12 protein-coding genes are annotated in these 16,878 nt (G+C 65.2%); 3 read left to right on the top strand and 9 right to left on the bottom strand.

Translation table 11 applies throughout. The annotated features are described in order from the left end of the window. Nucleotides 1-13: 13 nt before the first annotated feature. Both AC16HO_RS16290 and dnaE read right to left on the bottom strand, forming a co-directional pair. On the bottom strand, nt 14-973 hold the full coding sequence (locus AC16HO_RS16290) for an acetyl-CoA carboxylase carboxyltransferase subunit alpha (RefSeq protein ID WP_395642282.1): 960 nt from the start codon (nt 971-973) through the stop codon (nt 14-16). 84 nt (nt 974-1,057) lie between these two features. Beyond that, nucleotides 1,058-4,621, bottom strand: coding sequence for a DNA polymerase III subunit alpha (gene dnaE / locus AC16HO_RS16285; RefSeq protein ID WP_395642281.1), 3,564 nt, complete (start codon nt 4,619-4,621; stop codon nt 1,058-1,060). A 185-nt stretch (nt 4,622-4,806) separates the two neighbouring features. Here dnaE and AC16HO_RS16280 point away from each other — a divergent pair, with 185 nt between their 5' ends. Both AC16HO_RS16280 and AC16HO_RS16275 read left to right on the top strand, forming a co-directional pair. Next, nucleotides 4,807-5,940 carry an efflux RND transporter periplasmic adaptor subunit gene (locus AC16HO_RS16280; protein WP_395642280.1) on the top strand — a complete coding sequence of 378 codons (1,134 nt, stop codon included), beginning with the start codon at nt 4,807-4,809 and terminating at the stop codon, nt 5,938-5,940. A 10-nt stretch (nt 5,941-5,950) separates the two neighbouring features. Then, the gene (locus AC16HO_RS16275; RefSeq protein WP_395642279.1) at nt 5,951-9,046 is read left to right on the top strand and encodes an efflux RND transporter permease subunit; all 3,096 of its coding nucleotides are present in this window, start codon (nt 5,951-5,953) and stop codon (nt 9,044-9,046) included. A 26-nt stretch (nt 9,047-9,072) separates the two neighbouring features. Here the strand turns inward: AC16HO_RS16275 and AC16HO_RS16270 are convergent, their stop codons facing one another. The 7 genes from AC16HO_RS16270 to AC16HO_RS16240 all read right to left on the bottom strand — a co-directional run bounded on the left by AC16HO_RS16270 (nt 9,073) and on the right by AC16HO_RS16240 (nt 16,185). Continuing rightward, nucleotides 9,073-9,552: a hypothetical protein gene (locus AC16HO_RS16270; protein WP_395642278.1), complete on the bottom strand. Its 480-nt coding sequence runs from the start codon at nt 9,550-9,552 to the stop codon at nt 9,073-9,075. 23 nt (nt 9,553-9,575) lie between these two features. Then, nucleotides 9,576-10,349 (bottom strand): hypothetical protein, encoded by a 774-nt coding sequence (locus AC16HO_RS16265; RefSeq protein ID WP_395642277.1) that lies wholly within the window; start codon nt 10,347-10,349, stop codon nt 9,576-9,578. A 34-nt stretch (nt 10,350-10,383) separates the two neighbouring features. Continuing rightward, the gene (locus AC16HO_RS16260; RefSeq protein WP_395642276.1) at nt 10,384-11,256 is read right to left on the bottom strand and encodes a transporter substrate-binding domain-containing protein; all 873 of its coding nucleotides are present in this window, start codon (nt 11,254-11,256) and stop codon (nt 10,384-10,386) included. An 11-nt stretch (nt 11,257-11,267) separates the two neighbouring features. Further along, a complete protein-coding gene (locus tag AC16HO_RS16255; protein ID WP_484335587.1) occupies nt 11,268-12,203 on the bottom strand; it encodes a DUF3011 domain-containing protein in 936 nt (311 codons plus the stop codon). Between the two features lie 66 nt (nt 12,204-12,269). Then, the gene (locus tag AC16HO_RS16250; RefSeq protein WP_395642274.1) at nt 12,270-13,430 is read right to left on the bottom strand and encodes an MFS transporter; all 1,161 of its coding nucleotides are present in this window, start codon (nt 13,428-13,430) and stop codon (nt 12,270-12,272) included. Between the two features lie 18 nt (nt 13,431-13,448). Continuing rightward, on the bottom strand, nt 13,449-14,792 hold the full coding sequence (locus tag AC16HO_RS16245) for an HdeD family acid-resistance protein (RefSeq protein WP_395642273.1): 1,344 nt from the start codon (nt 14,790-14,792) through the stop codon (nt 13,449-13,451). A 187-nt stretch (nt 14,793-14,979) separates the two neighbouring features. Further along, entirely contained in the window at nt 14,980-16,185 is a 1,206-nt protein-coding gene (locus tag AC16HO_RS16240; protein WP_395642272.1) for an esterase/lipase family protein, read from the bottom strand. 296 nt (nt 16,186-16,481) lie between these two features. Here AC16HO_RS16240 and AC16HO_RS16235 point away from each other — a divergent pair, with 296 nt between their 5' ends. Then, complete coding sequence (locus AC16HO_RS16235; protein WP_395642271.1) at nt 16,482-16,868, top strand: YciI family protein; 387 nt, start codon at nt 16,482-16,484, stop codon at nt 16,866-16,868. Nucleotides 16,869-16,878: the final 10 nt, after the last annotated feature.

The following is a 16,878-nucleotide window of genomic DNA, read 5'->3' as shown; positions in this document are numbered from 1 at the left end:
GTAGCCGTCTTCGTTACGCCGCGCGTAGCGCGCCGTACTTCCGCAGTCGCTTGTAGCGCCGATCGAGCAAGGCAGCCGAGTCGATTTTTTCCAGCTCGTCGAGCTGCCCGAGCAGCACCGCCTTCAACCGTATCGCCATGTTGCGCGGGTCACGATGCGCGCCGCCGAGGGGTTCGCGCAGCACCTTGTCGATCAGGCCGAGTTCCAGCAGGCGCGGCGCGGTGAGGCCGAGTGCCTCGGCGGCGTCGCGCGCCTTGTCCGCGCTCTTCCACAGGATCGACGCGCAGCCTTCGGGCGAGATCACCGAGTAGGTCGAATACTGCAGCATGTTGGTAACGTCGCCGACGCCGATCGCGAGCGCGCCGCCGGAGCCACCTTCGCCGATCACGGTGCACAGGATCGGCACTTTCAGTTCCGACATTTCGAGCAGGTTGCGCGCGATCGCCTCGCTCTGGCCGCGTTCCTCGGCGCCGACGCCCGGATACGCGCCGGGCGTGTCGATGAAAGTCAGGATCGGCAGCTGGAAGCGCTCGGCGAGCTGCATCAGGCGCAGTGCCTTGCGGTAGCCTTCCGGGCGCGGCATGCCGAAGTTGCGCTTGATCTTGGTCTTGGTGTCGCGGCCTTTCTGGTGACCGATGACGACCACGCTGCGCCCATCGATGCGGGCGAGGCCGCCGACGATGGCCGCGTCGTCGGCGTAGGCGCGATCGCCGGCGAGTTCGACGAATTCCTCGCAGATCGTCTGCACGTAATCCAGCGTGTACGGCCGCGCCGGATGGCGCGCAAGCTGGGCCACCTGCCACGAAGTCAGGTTGCGGAAAATGTCCGCGGTCTTGCGCTTGAGCTTGTCCCGCAGCTTGCCGACTTCGTCGTCGATGTTGAACGCCTGGCCGTGGCTCGCGGCGCGCAGTTCGGCGATCTTCGCGTCCAGTTCGGCGATGGGTTGTTCGAAATCGAGGAAGTTGGGGTTCATGTACTGCAATGCAGGGCGCTTCGACGCGCAAGGCGGCGGATTATAGCGCAAGGGCGACGTGCGGGACTTGCGCCCGGACCCGGGCTATTCGGAACCGGCGGCGGGTTTGGCCAGCAGCAGTTCCGTGCCGAGCACGCCAGGTAGCGCATCGAGGCTGCGCTTCAAGTCGGCGCTGGCGCGCACGCGGAAGGCGTTGCCGAGTTCGAGTTCGCCGCGACCGAGTTGGTTGGCGTAGCTCAGGCGCAGCGGCGTCTTGCCGCCCTGGTGTCCCGCGATCGCTTGCAGCAAACGCGTGGGGAAACCCGCGTCGACGCCGTTGAGTTTTATGCGCAATAAGCGCGCCTGGCGTGCGAGCGCTTCGTCGAGCGTCGACACGCGCCGTGCGCGCAACTGGAAGCCGCCGTTGAATTCGTCGATCGACAGGCCGCCTTCGACGACGAGGAACGCGTCGCGCGTCAACAGGGCGCGATACTCGACGAAGACTTCACGGAACAGGCTGACTTCGATGCGGCCGGACCAGTCTTCGAGCTGGACGAAGGCCATCGCGTCGCCGCGGTTGCGCATCGACACGACCTGGCCGGCGACCGTGAACGGCTGGTCGTTGAAACGGCCGCGACGCTGGTCGGGTGACGGTGGTTTATGGTGCTTGGCCACGTCGCCGAGCGGCGCATCGGCGAGCTGCACAAGCAGTTCGCGCCAGGCCTCGGTTGGATGGCCCGACAGGTAGTGGCCGAGCGTTTCGCGCTCGCCGATCAGTTTCTGCTGCAACGGCCAGTCGTCGACGATCGGCAGTTTCAGTTCGATCGGCGCGGCGGTGGTCGCGCCGAAGATGTCGACCTGGCCAACCTCGGCGTCGCGCGCCTGCTGCTCGGCGGCCTTCATCGCCTCGGGGAGCTGCACCATCAGCGAGGCGCGGTTCGGCGCAAGCGTATCGAGCGCGCCCGACAGCACGAGTGCCTCGAGCACGCGCTTGTTGAGTCGGGTCGGATCGACGCGGCGGCAGAAGTCGGCGAGGTCGATGTACGCGCCGCCACGCTCGCGTTCACCGGCGATGCTTTCGCAGGCGGCGCGGCCCGCGCCCTTGATCGCACCCAATCCATAGCGGATGCCGCCGTCGTCTTCGGCGCGGAACATATAGACCGAGGCATTGACGTCGGGCGGTCTCACCATGACGCCCATCGCGCGCGCCTCGTCGAGGAAGTTGACCACCTTGTCGGTGTTGTCCATGTCGGAAGACAACACGGCAGCCATGAACTCGGCCGGGTAGTGCACCTTGAGCCACGCGGTCTGGTAGGAAACCAGCGCGTAGGCCGCCGCGTGCGACTTGTTGAAGCCGTAGCCGGCGAACTTCTCCATGAGGTCGAAGATCGCATCGGCTTTGTCGCCGGCGACGCCGTTCCGCGCCGCGCCGTCGCGGAAGATCTCGCGCTGCTTGGCCATCTCGGCCGGATTCTTCTTGCCCATCGCGCGGCGCAGGATGTCGGCGCCGCCGAGCGAGTAGCCGCCGACGATCTGCGCCATCTGCATGACCTGTTCCTGGTAGACCATGATGCCGTAGGTCTCGGCGAGGACAGGCTCGACGCGCGCGTCGGGATAGGCGATGGGCTCGTCGCCGTGCTTGCGCTTGCAGAAGCTCGGAATCTGCTCCATCGGGCCGGGACGGAACAGCGAGGTCAGCGCCATCAGGTCTTCGAAGCGGTCGGGCTTGGCTTCCTTGAGCATGCCCTGCATGCCGCGCGATTCGAACTGGAACACGGCGACGGTCTGTGCGCGCTTGAACAGGGTGTAGACGAGCGCGTCGTCGAGCGGCAATTTGGCCATGTCCAGCAGCGGCTCGCCCTTGACCTTGCGCCGCGCGTTGATCGCCTTCACCGCCCAGTCGATGATCGTCAGCGTGCGCAGCCCGAGGAAGTCGAACTTGACCAGGCCGACCGCCTCGACGTCGTCCTTGTCGAACTGGGTGACGACGCCGTCGCCGCCGCCTTCGGAGTAGAGCGGGGCGAAGTCGGTCAGCGCACTGGGCGCGATGACGACGCCGCCGGCATGCTTGCCCGCGTTACGCGTCAGGTCTTCGAGGCTCAGCGCGAGGTCGATCAGCTCGCGCGCGTCGTCGTCGGTTTCGTAGAGGTCGCGGAAGTCGGCGACGATGCGGTCGGGCTTTTCGCGCGACTTCTTGCTGCGGCCGAGCGCGTCCTCGAGCGTGATCGGGTCGGTCGGGATCATCGGGATCAGCTTGGCGATCTTGTCGACCTGGCCGTAACCCATGCCGAGCACGCGGCCGGCGTCGCGCAGCACGGCCTTCGCCGCCATCGTGCCGTAGGTGATGATCTGGCTGACCTTGTCGCGGCCGTACTTGCGCGCGACGTAGTCGATCACGGCATCGCGTCCGTCCATGCAGAAGTCGACGTCGAAGTCGGGCATGGAGATGCGTTCGGGGTTGAGGAAGCGCTCGAACAGCAAGCCGTAGCGCAGTGGGTCGAGGTCGGTGATGCCCAGGCTCCAGGCCACCGCCGAGCCGGCGCCGGAACCGCGCCCCGGGCCCACCGGAATATCGTGCGACTTCGCCCAGTTGATGAAGTCGGCGACGATGAGGAAGTAGCCGGGGAAACCCATCTTCACGATCACGTCGAGTTCGCGGTCGAGACGCTTGAGGTAGTCCTCGTGCGTGAAGCCCTCGGCGACGCCGTGCTTTTCGAGGCGTTCCCGCAGGCCAGCGTGCGACTGGCCGCGGATATGGCTGTCGATGGTTTCCCCGGCAGGCACCGGGAAGTCAGGCAGGTAGTACTTGCCGAACGTCAACTCGAGGTTGCAGCGCTTGGCGATCTCGACGCTGTTCGCAAGCGCTCCAGGCAGGTCGGCGAACAGCTCGGCCATCTGTTCGGCTGTCTTCAGGTACTGCTCGACGGTGTAGTCGCGCGACCGCTTCGCATCGCTGAGCAGGCGGCCCTGGCGGATGCAGACGCGGGCCTCGTGCGATTCGAAGTCCTCGCGATTGAGAAAACGCACGTCGTTGCTCGCCACGCAGGGCAGGCCGAGTTCGGCGCCGAGTCGCACCGCCGCCGTGACAAACGCGGGCTCGTCGGCGTGGCCGGTGCGGGTCAGCTCGAAATACCAGCGATCGTCGAACCAGCGCAACCAGTCGCGCATCGCGCTGCGCGCGGCGTCGTGCTTTTCGGCCAGCAGCAGGTGGCCGATGTCGCTCTGCCGCCCGGCGAGCGCGATCAATCCTGCGCTGCAATCCTCGAACCATTCCGGCTGGGCGATCACGAAGTCGCCGCGGCGGCCTTCGAGGTAGCAGCGCGACACGAGCCGCGCGAGATTGAGGTAGCCGGCGCGGTCGAGGCAGAGCAGGGTGAGGCGGAACGGACGCTGCGCATCGTTCGGATTGGGCAGGTAGACGTCCGCGCCTGCGATCGGCTTGATTCCGTTTGCCTCGGCGGCGCGATAGAACTTGACCAGGGCAAACAGGTTGCACTGGTCGGTCAGCGCGAGTGCCGGCTGGTTCGATTCCACCGCGCGGCTGATCAGGTTCGGCCGGCTGCCGGCCTTGGCCGGGTCGCCGTACTCGGGCTTGTCCGGCAGGCGGATCGTCGAATCGACCAGCGAAAAATCGCTGTGGACGTGCAAGTGGACGAAGGATGGCGTCATTGCGAATGCTGCGGAATGAGCGCCGATTTTAGCAGCAGCGGCGCGCAGGAAAGCAGGGCAGCGATACACCGGTGCGCAGCGGCGGGGCGGCACCGGGTACTTCGCTCACAATTCATTACTTCCGCGACACGAGCGGCAAGGGTTCGATAGGCGATAATCCGTGTACATCCTCCCCTTGCCCGCCCATGCAACGATCCATCCTCCCCGTACTGCGCCGCCTCGGCGCAGCCGTTCTGGCCCTGTTGCCCCTCGCGTGCTCGCGACCGCCGGCACCGCACGTCGCGACCGCCGCGCCGGTGGTCGTTGCCGTCGCCGCGCGCAAGACGGTGCCCGACCTGCTTGCCGCGGTGGGCACCGTCGAGGCGATCAACTCGGTGGCGGTGAGGTCGCGCGTCGATGGCGAATTGCTCGAAAGCCACGTCAGGGACGGCGACGCGGTCTCGGCCGGGCAACTGTTGTTCAAGATAGATCCGCGCCCGGCGCAGGCCACGCTGGCGCAGGCGAACGCGGCGTTGGCCAGGGATGCCGCCGCGCGCGACCTGGCCCGCGCCCAGGTGGACCGCTACGCGCCGGTGGCGACGAAGGGGTTCATCTCCGCCGACCAGATGCAGCAGTACCGCACCGCCTACGCCGCAGCCGCGGCCGCGGCGAAGGTCGATGAGGCCAACATCGCCGCGGCGCAATTGAACCTCGGCTACACCGACATCACCGCGCCGTTCGCCGGACGCGCGGGGCGCATTCTCGTGCAGCCGGGCAACCTCGTGAAGGCCAACGACACCAATGCGCTGCTGACGATCAACCAGATCGCGCCGATCTTTGTCAACTTCGCCGTACCCGGCGCGTATGTCGAGCGCGTGCGTGCCGCGCAGGCCCGGGGGGCGCTCGATGTCGCCGCGCGGGGCGACGGCATCAAGGCGCCGCAGCGCGGCGAACTCGCCTTCGTCGACAACGCGGTCGATCCGTCAACCAACACGATAAAGCTGCGTGCGCGCTTCGCCAATGCCGACGAAAGCCTGTGGCCGGGCCAGTTCGTCAACATCGCGCTGACCCTGGGCAGCGACGCGGATGCAGTGGTCGTGCCCGAGCCCGCGGTGAAGGCGGGGCCGAGCGGCAACTACGTCTTCGTCGTCAAGGCGGACAAGAAGGCCGAGCAGCGCGCGGTGACGGTGGCGCGCAGCGTGGCCGGCGAAGCGGTGATCGCCCAAGGCGTGGATGCCGGCGAGACGGTGGTCGTCGATGGCCAGTCGCGTCTGACCGACGGTACGCCGGTGCGGATTGCCGAAGCCGCGTCCGCGGGCGCAGCCGCCGTGACGCAGTGAGCCTGCGCCGATGAGCGTCTCCGCGATCTTCGTGCGTCGCCCGGTGATGACCACGCTGGTCATGGTCGGCATCCTCGTGTTCGGCATCGCGGCGTATCGCCTGCTGCCGGTGTCGGATCTGCCCAACGTCGACTTCCCGACGATCCAGGTGCAGGCGAACCTGCCCGGCGCGGCACCGGAGACGATGGCCTCGGCGGTGGCGACAGTGCTCGAGAAGCAGTTCTCGACGATACCCTCGCTCGATACGATGACCTCGGTGAGCGGTATCGGCGTCAGCCAGATTACCTTGCAGTTCTCGCTCGACCGGAACATCGACGCCGCCGCGCTCGATGTGCAGTCGGCCATGGCCGCGGCTGCGCGCCAGCTGCCGCCGAACATGACCACGCCGCCGACCTTCCGCAAGGTCAACCCGGCCGATTCGCCGGTGTACTACGTCGGTATGACGTCGAAAACCATGCCCCTGTCCAAGGTCGACGAATATGCCGAGTCCTTGCTCGCCCAGCGTCTGTCGATGGTCGATGGCGTGGCGATCGTCAACGTCTACGGCTCGCAGAAATACGCCGTGCGCATCGATCTGGATCTTGCCGCGATGGCCACGCGCGGACTCGGCATCGACCAGGTGGCGGCCGCGGTCGGCAGCGGCAACGTCAACCTGCCCACGGGAACCCTGTACGGCGGCAACCGTACCTACAGCGTCATGGTCGACGGGCAGTTCAAGGCAGCCAAACCGTTCGCCAACCTCATCGTCAGCTACAGGAACGGGGCACCGGTCCGGCTCGGCGACATCGGACGTGTCTACGACGGCGTGCAGAACGACAAGCTCGCCGCCTGGGTCAACGACCAGCGCGGCGTCATGCTCGCCATCCAGCGCCAGCCCGGCGCCAACACGATCGCGGTGGTCGAGCGCATCCGCGCGGTGCTGCCCGGTTTCGCCGAGCAGTTGCCGGCCGGCATCGAGCTCAAGGTGTTCTACGATCGCACCGACAGCATCCGCGCATCGGTCGAGGAAGTGCAGTTCACGTTGCTGCTCGCGCTGCTGCTGGTCGTGCTCGTCATTTTTCTTTTTTTGCGCAACCTGTCGGCGACGATCATTCCCTCGCTCGCACTGCCGATGTCGATCGTCGGCACGTTCGCGATCATGTACCCGTTCGGCTACAGCCTCGACAACCTTTCGCTGATGGCGTTGACGCTGTGCGTGGGTTTTGTCGTCGACGATGCCATCGTCATGCTTGAAAACGTCTCGCGTCATCTGGAGATGGGCAAAACCCCGCTGCAGGCGACCTTCGACGGCGCGCGCGAGATTGGTTTCACCATCGTTTCGATGACGATCTCTCTCGCGGCGGTGTTCATCCCGATCCTGTTCATGGGCGGCATCATCGGCCGCCTGCTGCACGAGTTCGCGGTGACCATCGTCGCCGCCGTGCTCGTGTCGGGGTTCGTGTCCCTGAGCCTGACGCCGATGCTGTGCAGCCGCATGCTCAAGGCGCATCACGGCGAGACCCACGGCGCGATGTACCGCGCCTTCGAGCGCGGTTTCGACGCGATGCAAAACGCGTATCGGCGCAGCCTGCGCGTGTGCCTCGACCATCGCCGCATCGTGCTGTTCGCGTTCTTCGCGATTCTCGGTGCGACCGCATGGCTGTTCGTGGCGATGCCGAAAGGATTCCTACCGAGCGACGACACCGGGCAGCTGTTCGTGTTCACCGAGGCCGATCAGGACGTCGGCTTCGACGAAATGGCGCGCAAGCAGCAGATCGCCGCCGACATCATCCGGCACGACCCGAACATCCATGGAGTGATGAGTTTCATCGGCGCCAGCTACAGCAGCACCACGCTCAATCTCGGCCGCATGATCGTTACCCTCAAGCCGCGCAGCGAACGCGGCACACCCGAGGACGTGATCCAGGAGCTGCGTCCGAAATTGCAGAACATTCCGGGCATGAAGGTCTACCTGCAGAACATCCCGATCATCCGCATCGGCGGCATGATGACCAAGACCCAGTACCAGTACACCTTGCAGGACACCGACGCACATGAGCTGTACGCAGCGGTGCCCAAACTGGTCGACGAGTTGTCGAAACAGCGCGAATTTCAGGATGTCACCAGCGACCTGTTGATCGCCACGCCGCAGGTCGACGTTGCCATCGACCGCGACGCGGCTTCAGCCACCGGCGTCAGCGCGGCGCAGATCGAGAATGCGCTGTACCTGGCTTTCGGCCCGGCCCAGGTGTCGACGATCTACACCGCGATCGACCAATTCTGGGTGCAGATGCAGGTCGATCCGGCGCGTCAGGGCGACCCTGACCTGCTCGGCCAGTTGTACGTGGGCAGCAGCAACGGCAAGGTCGTGCCCTTGTCCGCGGTGGCGCGGTTCGACAAGAGCGTGGGGCCGGCGACGGTCAGCCACCTGGGGCAGGTGCCGGCGGTGACCCTGTCGTTCAATCTCGCGCCCGGCGTGTCGTTGAGTCAGGCGGTCGAACGCATGAACGCCATCGTCGCCCGGTTGAAACTGCCCGACACGATCATCGGCTCGTTCCAGGGTGCGGCGCAGGCGTTCCAGTCGTCGATTTCGGGTATGGGCTTGCTGCTGGTGCTCGCGGTGTTCGTGATCTATCTGGTGCTCGGCATTCTCTACGAGAGCTTCATTCATCCGTTGACGATACTGTCTGGCTTGCCGACCGCGGTGTTCGGTGCGCTGCTCACCCTGATGCTGTTCGGCGTCGATCTGAACCTCTATGCCATGGTCGGCCTGGTCATGCTCATCGGCATCGTCAAGAAGAACGCGATCATGATGATCGACTTCGCGCTGGAAACCGAGCGCGCCGGCGCCTCACCCGAAAAGGCGATCTACGAGGCCTGTCTCGTGCGCTTCCGGCCGATCATGATGACCACGTTCGCCGCCTTGTTCGGCACGCTGCCGATCGCAATCGGCTTCGGCGCCGGTGGCGATTCGCGTCGCCCGCTCGGTCTCGCCGTCGTCGGCGGCCTGCTCACCTCGCAGGTGCTGACGTTGTACCTGACGCCGGTGATCTACATCTACTTCGACCACTTCCAGCAGTGGCTGCGGAATCGCCGCAAGGGCATGCGCGCGACCGCGGCGACCTGAATCGCCGGCGACGGCGTCAGGGGCGATCAGGGCTTCGCTTCAGTCGGTACGTTTTCTTCGATCAGCGCGCAGTGCAGCGTGATCGGCTGCACCTTCACCACTTGCGCGACATCGGTGTCGATCATGTCGCAGGACAGGACATTGTCCTTGTTGCTGCGTCGTGACGAATACACGTTCACGTTGACCTTCGCGCTGCCCTGGATCCACCCGAGGCGACCGGCAAGAATCTGCTTCCCGGAAAACCGGGCGCGTCCGGCATGGCCGGGGAGTCGAAGCGTTTCGCCACCAAGATCGATCTGCCCGACTTCGTTCGCGTGCTTTTGCGTGCGCGGTGTCGGGTCGCCATAGTAACGCGCGGAAACGGTGATTCCTTCCTTGGTCGCGCGCAAGCGCTCGGCTGCCCTGGCCGAGAGCGTGATATCCAGATTGAAGCCGAACGGCGGTGCGGCGGCCGTGGCAACGCTGCATGCGAGAACGAGCATGCCGGCAAGGGAGGTGCGCTTCATCGTGATACTCCCAGGTCTTGCCTTCAGTAACACCAGGATTGCAACTGCGACTTGCCGCCGATAAGCACTTCGAGCTGCGCCTTCGCATTCGCCGGAGTGCTGCCGTCGCTGCAACCCGGTTCGCTGAGGATGTAGTTGGCATTGCCGTTGCGGAAATCCCAGACGCGATGGGCGCACTGGCCCGTGCCTTCGAAATTCGCCTTGCCGACGAGCTCGATCGCGGGGGCGTCGGGCGCGGTGTGGGGCTTGTTCCACGAGCGGTAGCGCGAGGTGTCGTTGGCCTGTTCGTCGACGACGATCTGGAAGTGATCGGTGCCGCAGGCGAGCTGCACCTTGCCGCCGCTGGCAACCGCTTGCGTCGCCGCATGTTGCTGCGGCAGGTTCATCGATGTGATGCGGAACGGCGCCGCCAGACCGCTGCCCGGATTGGCCCAGATTTCGCCATCGCCGTACATCACGCCTTCACCATTGCAGAACAACTCGCCGGGTTGTTTCGCATTGACGGCATTTTGCAGTGCCGGCCACGCATCGGCGAGACGCGATTGCAGTGCGGCGGCGCTGTTCACCGACGCCTTGCCCAAGCGCAGCGGGAATTGCGCGAGCTTGGCAAGTGCGGCGGCGTCCTTCGCGGTCACCGCTTCGCGCACGGCGTTGTCGAAGTGCATGAACTCGGTTTCGTTCTGCACACCGAGCACGGAGAGATCACAGCCATCGCCCAGGCGGGAGCCGGCAAAGGCGGAGGCTGACATCAACGCGGCGGACACCAGCAGCAACGCCGTAGGGAGGGAGATTCGCATGCAAGGTTCCTTGTTCGATCGTAGCGTGTGGAAATTACAGCTCGGTGGCCCAAGCGGTGCCGTTGAACCAATAGTCGTTGCGCGATTTCAGCCAACCCGAAGCGCGCTCGTAGGTGATCCAGGCGTTGAGTACGCGCAGCATTCCGGTTTCGTTCGGGCGTACGGCCAGTGCATGCGCGGTGCGTGCGATCGGCTCGTTGCCGAGCGCGCGCAATTTGTCGGGATGAACCTTCTCCAGCACTTGCGGCAGCGGTGCCTCGGCGACGTAGGCGTCGAGCTTGCCGCTGCCGAGATCGGCGACTGCCGTGTTTTCGTTGTCGATTTCCACGATATCGGCCTCGGGCAGCGCGACGCGTGCGAAGTCCACGGTCAGTTCGCCCTTGCGCACGCCGACCTTGGCGTGTGCGAGCTTGCGCAGGTCGGCGAGGCCGCCGTGCGCGAACTTGCTGCGGTTGACGACTACACCGATGTCGAATTCGCCGACCGGGTCGGTGAACTGCACGAAGCGCGCACGCTGCGGCGTCACCGACAGGCCGGAGATGACCACGTCGTAGTCGTTGGTGCGCAAACCGGTGGTCAGATTCGGCCACGATGCTTCGACAACCTGCAGCTTCCAGCCCATCGCAGAGGCGAACCTGCGCGCAAGGTCGATCGAGTATCCGATCGGCTGGCCATCCTTGTCGTGCATCACGAACGGTGCGTTGACCGCGACGCCGACGCGCAGCACACCGCTTCTTTCGATTGCGGTCAGCGTGGACGTGCCGGTCAGCGGTCGGTGTCCGGCCTTCGCCGGTTTCGACGCCGTGGTGGGCGTAGACGCTTTCGTCATGGTTGGCTGATCGGCGAAGGCAGAGGCGCCGAACAGAACGGCGAGTGCGAAGGCAAGCAACGATGCGGTCTTGGTCATGTCGGATCCCCTTATTCGCGAGTCATTTCGTAGCCGCCGTTGCCGCCGCTGGCGAGGCGGAAACCGTCGCGTGCGCGCACGAGCTCGTACTGACGGTTGCCGATCCACGCGCTGGTGCCGCGTACCTGGCCCTGGAATTCCGAGCTTCCCTGATAGCCGTCTATGCGGCCGTATCGATCGACGGCGAATTCGATTTGCAGGCCCGTCTCGCGGTCGACGCCCGAAAAGCGGCCGATCGCCCATCCCGGTACGCCGTTGTTGTCGTAGCCCGGATTGTTGCCGTAGCTTTCGGGGTTGTCGTAGCGGTCGTTGGTGTAACGATCCGGGTTGTCGTTGTGACTGTTGTCGTAGTGGCGACCACGGTCGTAGCGGTCATCGCGGTCGTTGTTCGAGCTGATGATCGCGCCGAGAATGACCGCGGCGGCCGCGCCTGCGACGATGGCGCCGGTGTTGTCGTGGTGGCCGGATCCCGGTCGCCCGCCGTAGTTGAACATCGCCGCGCAACCGTTATCGACCCAGATGCCACGCGCGTCGTAGCCCCAACTGCGTCCGTAGTCACAGGAAGAACTGGAAAGTTTTTGCGCCAGTTGCACGTTGTTGCCGGTATCGGCGCGGCAGTATTGATAGTGATAGCCGGAACTGCGGCATTCGAGCTCACCGGCCGTGGCTTGGCCCGCGACCAGCAGCAACGCAAGGCCGGTCATCGTCATCGATATGCAACGCATGATCTGTTCTCCCCGTGAAAGTGTGGTTTTCAAATATCGAACTGCCATCGAAGGTTTTGCCCTGCCGCACTCACTGCCCTTATTCGGTGGAGCAAGACGGTCGCTGTCACTACTTGCCTGTTCGGTTCGTTGGCCATCGGCCAATCGCAGCGCGGAAACAAGAAGAATACGTAGCAAGAATACATTGGTTCGGCGCCATTCTTCGTGCCCTTCATGTTCCAAGTCTTTCCTGTTTTCGGCAACTGGGCGGACGAGCACGCTTGCGTGAGCCGATGGGTGTGCGCTGGTTCACGCCGATCTGCGCCTGGCCGCCATGAATGCCGCGAACAAGGCGCAACCCGTGGCGACGACGATCGGCAGGCCCCAGGTCCGGCTAAGTTGCATGCCGAGGCCGACGCTGGAAGGACCGACGAGTGCGCCGACACCCCACGCCAAGCCCATCATCGCGTAGATGCCGACGAGTTCGGCACCCGAGAAGCGCTCTCCGACGATCGCGAGCATGACCGTGTAGATGCCGACGAACACGCCGCCCCAGACGAACACGGTGGCGTACGCGAGTGGCGCGTTCGCGAGCACGAACGGCCACGCGAGTGCGCCGAGCGCCGAGACGATCGCGAGCAGCATGACCAGACGCGGCCGGTTCATGCGGTCGGCAAGCATGCCGATCGGCAATTGCAAAACGATCGCGCCGATCATGAGCGCAGTAACGAGGCGCATCGCCTCGGCTTCGCTCCAACCCTGATTGCCGGCGTAGAGTGCGATGAAGGAAAGGCCCGCGGTTTCCACGCCGGCGTTGAGTATGGTCGTCGCCATCGCGACCGGGGCGAGGCGCAGATAGCGCCAGGGCGATGCCGCATGCGGTTCCATTTTTGCCGGGGCGGCAGTCCACGGGCTGACCACCGGCACGATCGCGACGAGTGCGATGACCGCACCGATCAGGTAGGCGTCAGGTCCGGTGCCGACGACGGAGAGAATCGCTGGGCCTCCCGCGTAGCCGAGCGAGAGTGCGGCCATGTAGACGGCCATCGTGCGACCGCGGCTGGATTCTTCGGCGAGATCGTTGGTCCAGGTTTCCGAAAGCACGCCGAGCACCTCGGCGCCGACGCCCAGCGCGAGGCGCATCGGGAACCACAACCAGATGAGCGGCACGAACGGGAACAGCGCGAGCATTGCCGCGCTCAGCAGCAGGGCGCCGACGATCAGTCCACGCTGACCGTAACGCACGGCGAGGCGCGGCAGCACGGGCGCGATCAGCAGTACGCCGAGCGCGTGCATCGCGGCGTTGGCGCCGATCAATGCTTCGCCCGCGCCGCGCGCAGCAAGGTTGGCCGCGATCAGCGGCGCGGTGAGACCGTAGGTGAGGCCGAAGATCGCCGCGGTCGCGATCACCGCCGCGACCGAGAACAGGCGTTGCGATGACGACGGGATCGGAAACGATTCGGCAGGCAAGCGGCAGACTCCGGTGAATCAGGGCGAGTTTGACGACGCGGTGTCTGCCGTCGACGGATAGCGGCGACGCCAGGTGCGCCAGGCGACACGCGCGATCGTCAGCCACGCTACCGGCGACGGATCTACGATCCGGTGCAGCGTGCGCGCGTAGTCGAGCACCAGACCCGGCGTCCATGCCATCGTGTCCGCACGGCGATACAGTTGGGCGGCGACCCAGGTTTCCGGGCTGAGCAACACGCGCGCGAACGTGAACCAGCGGCCGCCGCGCTGGCCGATCACGCCTTCGAGCGCGGTTTCGAGAGCATGCACCGTTGAGCTCGAACAATTGCGATTGGTGAGGTTGTACGTCGTGTCCTGTCGGTAGGCCTGCCAGTAGGCGCGCAGGCGTATCAGGTTGTATTCGTTGAACCGTACCTGCTCCGTCGAGTCGCACCAACCGGCCGCTTCCTCGGCGTAGCTGGGTTGGAATTTGCCGGCGACATCGTTTTCGTGTGTTGCGCGCAGCGTGCTGGCGAAGTCGCTCGGTGAGCGGTCCAGTTCTACCGCCGGGTAGTGGCTTATGTAGATGTCGGGCGCCACTTCGAGCGCGGCGTGACCGGTCGAAATCCTGCCCTTGCCATCGACGGCGGCGATGTAGCGGTCGATCAGCGGCTGGCGCATGGCGCCGTCGGCGGAGCCAACGGGCGTCCAGACGTGCACGATGAGATCGCCCCGCTGCTCGCCTGGAGTGCCGCGCGCCCAGACTACCGGTTGGTTGTCGAACCGACCACCGCGCCCGGTCAGCAGCGATAGCGATGCGGTCGGCGGCAGCTTGCGCAGGCGCAGCGCGAGGCGTAGCAGGCTCCAGCCGGTGATGGCAAGACCGAAGCCGATGCAGTAGGGCACCGTGCCTTGATAGTGCGTCGGCCACGGCTCGAGGGTGAAAATCGCGAACAGCAGTTCGAGCCCGCCGGCCACCATCGCCTGTTTCCAGCCACTGAAACGCACGACGTAGGCCGCCGAGACGCGCAGGGCGCCGGCGATCAGGAAAATCGTGCCGAACAGCATGGCCAGCACGAATTCGCCGTCCGGGTACGGATCGAGGATCAGCAGGGCCGCGACGATGAACAGTACGGCCTTGACCAGCCGCAATCGATTGCGGCGCCGTGAGTCGATGCCATTGAACGCCGCGATGAGGGAAAGGAGGCCCTCGATCAGGATCAGCACGCCGAACACATGGATCGGGAAATACAGTACGCCGTCGAAGGCGTCGATGAAGATTACGATGCCGGCAGCGAGCCAAAGCGCGCCGAGTGCGGCAAGCCACGGCCAGCGACGACGCACGAACTCGGTACCGAGCAGAAGCAAAGTCAGGCGGATCAAGGCGCTACCCCGCGCATGAATCGATCCGGACGGAGTATATCCCGGCCGACGGCGCCTATGGCAACGACCGGCTTGCCGCGCAAGTGCTGACGCGGTGCCCGAGGCCGCGGATCTGCATCCGCATTGACGGCGGGCAGAATGTACCGCATCGTGCGCGCAGCAGCGCCGGGATCGATTCGTGGCGTCGTCAGCGGCGCTGCCGGGATTCGCTCAACCAATGCTTGATCTGTTCGTAGACCGCAACGTGTCCCAGCAGATCCATGTGATTCATGCGATGCCCGATCCATCGTCGTGTCGGCGCGAAGTGCAACGCACGTCGCGCATCCGCGTGCTCGCCCAGCGCGCTCGCCAACGGCACGAGTCCGTCGCCGAACAGACGATCGGCGAGGCTCCCTGTGCGCGTGCCGGTCGTCGCGGCGATGGCATGGCAGACGACGCCTTCAGGCAGCGGCATTCGCATGCGCGTGTCCGAGCGCACGGCGCGATCGCGGTCTTGCCAGTCGGCATCGACGAGGTTGCCATGACGCAGGTCGGTAATGCCGGCGCTGCGGATTTTCCCCAGGCGCGCGAACGGTGCCAGCAGCGGGTTGCGGTCGAGCAGCGCTTCGATCCACGCACCGCTGCGCTCGAGCGGTGCGCCGTGGTGTGGCGTGCCAAGGAAAAAAGCCTTGCATGCCTGCTGTCGCCACGTGTGACCTGCGATCGCACCGTAATGGCACGCGCTGCGAATGACGAGGCCACCCATGCTGTGGCCGATCAATACCAGCTCCTTGAGCGGCGCATGGCGCGCCTGCATCAGGCTTTCGAGTTGCTCGGCGAATTGGCGGCCATTGCTGGAGATGTGTCGGCCGCTGTTGTAATGCAGGTACAGCGGTGTGTAACCACAGTCGCGCGCGAGTGCCGCGCCATAGTCGCAGTCTCGCGCTTGCCAGTGCAGGTCGTTCAAGCACAGGCCGTGCACGAAAACGACGAGCTTGTCGCCCGACGATGCCGACGATGTCGCAGTGGTGCGAGCGTGCAAATGCAGGCGCATGTCGATCGCGAGCGGATTGGCGGTGTCGGCGAGATGGTCGCCGAGCACGCCGTTCAGCGCCGAGCGCACGGCTTCGTGCCGCGGCGAGCGGGTCGCGGGCTGGTCGTGAATCGTTCCGAGCAGTGCGGAGGCAGTGCCGAGAACGGTGTCCAGCGCAACGCCGCTCAAACGCGAGATGCCGCGGATGCTCTTGTACACGATGGAGGTGATGCCGTGCGTGCGTTGTTCACCGGCCCGGCCGAGCAGGATCTGCGCGGGCGACAAGGTGCGATGCATCGCTTCGACCAGGTCGACGACGCCGATGATGGCGTCGGTCGACAGGCGGCCTGCGCCGCGAAGGTTTTCTACCGACGGGTTCATATGCGGACAGCGTAGCGCAGCGGATTGGAGTCAGGTGTCCAGAGTGATGCGGCCGTCGCGCATTCTCCGTCAAGACGCGGCGAAGACGAACGGCGCGGGATATGTGGATAATTCGTGGGCTGCGGAACGGCCCTCATTGTCCAAGACGAGGAAGCCGCTGTCGAATCGACATCGCAACCAACGGGGAAATTGTCCGCGGAAAGTCGATTTCGCCGAAGCTCGTTCGTCGTTGAAGTGGAATCGGCCCGCTGCGCGCGGCGGCTGCGTCTTCATTCAACCTGCATCGGAGAACCACAATGCGATTTCTGTCGCTGATCAAAGTCCAGGAAAACACCGGCAAACAGCCCAGCGAGCGCCTCATGCGCGAGATGGGCCAGCTGATGGGTGAGATGACCCAGGCCGGTACGCTGCTGGATACCGCGGGCCTGATGCCGACCGCGCAAGCCAAGCGAGTGCGCCTGCGCGGCGGCAAGACCAGCATCGTCGATGGGCCGTTCACCGAAACGAAGGAAGTGGTCGGTGGCTACGCGATGCTCAAGGCCGATTCGCTGGACGAAGCGCTCGCACTGACCCGGCGCTTCGTCGATCTGCATGTTGCCGATGGCTGGGAGATCGATTGCGAACTGCGCCAGGTGATCGAGCCGGATTTTGAATCACTCAAGCCGTGCAGCGAACGTTGCTGATTGCGCGGCA

It is taken from the genome of Rudaea sp., assembly GCF_057139185.1.
The sequence above is the reverse complement of the archived record's forward strand: the minus strand, read 5'-3'. Positions and strand labels throughout refer to the sequence as shown.

What these genes read in the sequence shown, in the direction of transcription:
- AC16HO_RS16290 (WP_395642282.1), bottom strand. Translation starts at nt 973, where the DNA reads ATGAACCCCAACTTCCTCGATTTCGAACAACCCATCGCCGAACTGGAC.
- AC16HO_RS16260 (WP_395642276.1), bottom strand. Translation starts at nt 11,256, where the DNA reads ATGACCAAGACCGCATCGTTGCTTGCCTTCGCACTCGCCGTTCTGTTC.
- AC16HO_RS16235 (WP_395642271.1), top strand. Translation starts at nt 16,482, where the DNA reads ATGCGATTTCTGTCGCTGATCAAAGTCCAGGAAAACACCGGCAAACAG.
- AC16HO_RS16275 (WP_395642279.1), top strand. Translation starts at nt 5,951, where the DNA reads ATGAGCGTCTCCGCGATCTTCGTGCGTCGCCCGGTGATGACCACGCTG.
- AC16HO_RS16280 (WP_395642280.1), top strand. Translation starts at nt 4,807, where the DNA reads ATGCAACGATCCATCCTCCCCGTACTGCGCCGCCTCGGCGCAGCCGTT.
- AC16HO_RS16265 (WP_395642277.1), bottom strand. Translation starts at nt 10,349, where the DNA reads ATGCGAATCTCCCTCCCTACGGCGTTGCTGCTGGTGTCCGCCGCGTTG.
- AC16HO_RS16270 (WP_395642278.1), bottom strand. Translation starts at nt 9,552, where the DNA reads ATGAAGCGCACCTCCCTTGCCGGCATGCTCGTTCTCGCATGCAGCGTT.
- dnaE (WP_395642281.1), bottom strand. Translation starts at nt 4,621, where the DNA reads ATGACGCCATCCTTCGTCCACTTGCACGTCCACAGCGATTTTTCGCTG.
- AC16HO_RS16240 (WP_395642272.1), bottom strand. Translation starts at nt 16,185, where the DNA reads ATGAACCCGTCGGTAGAAAACCTTCGCGGCGCAGGCCGCCTGTCGACC.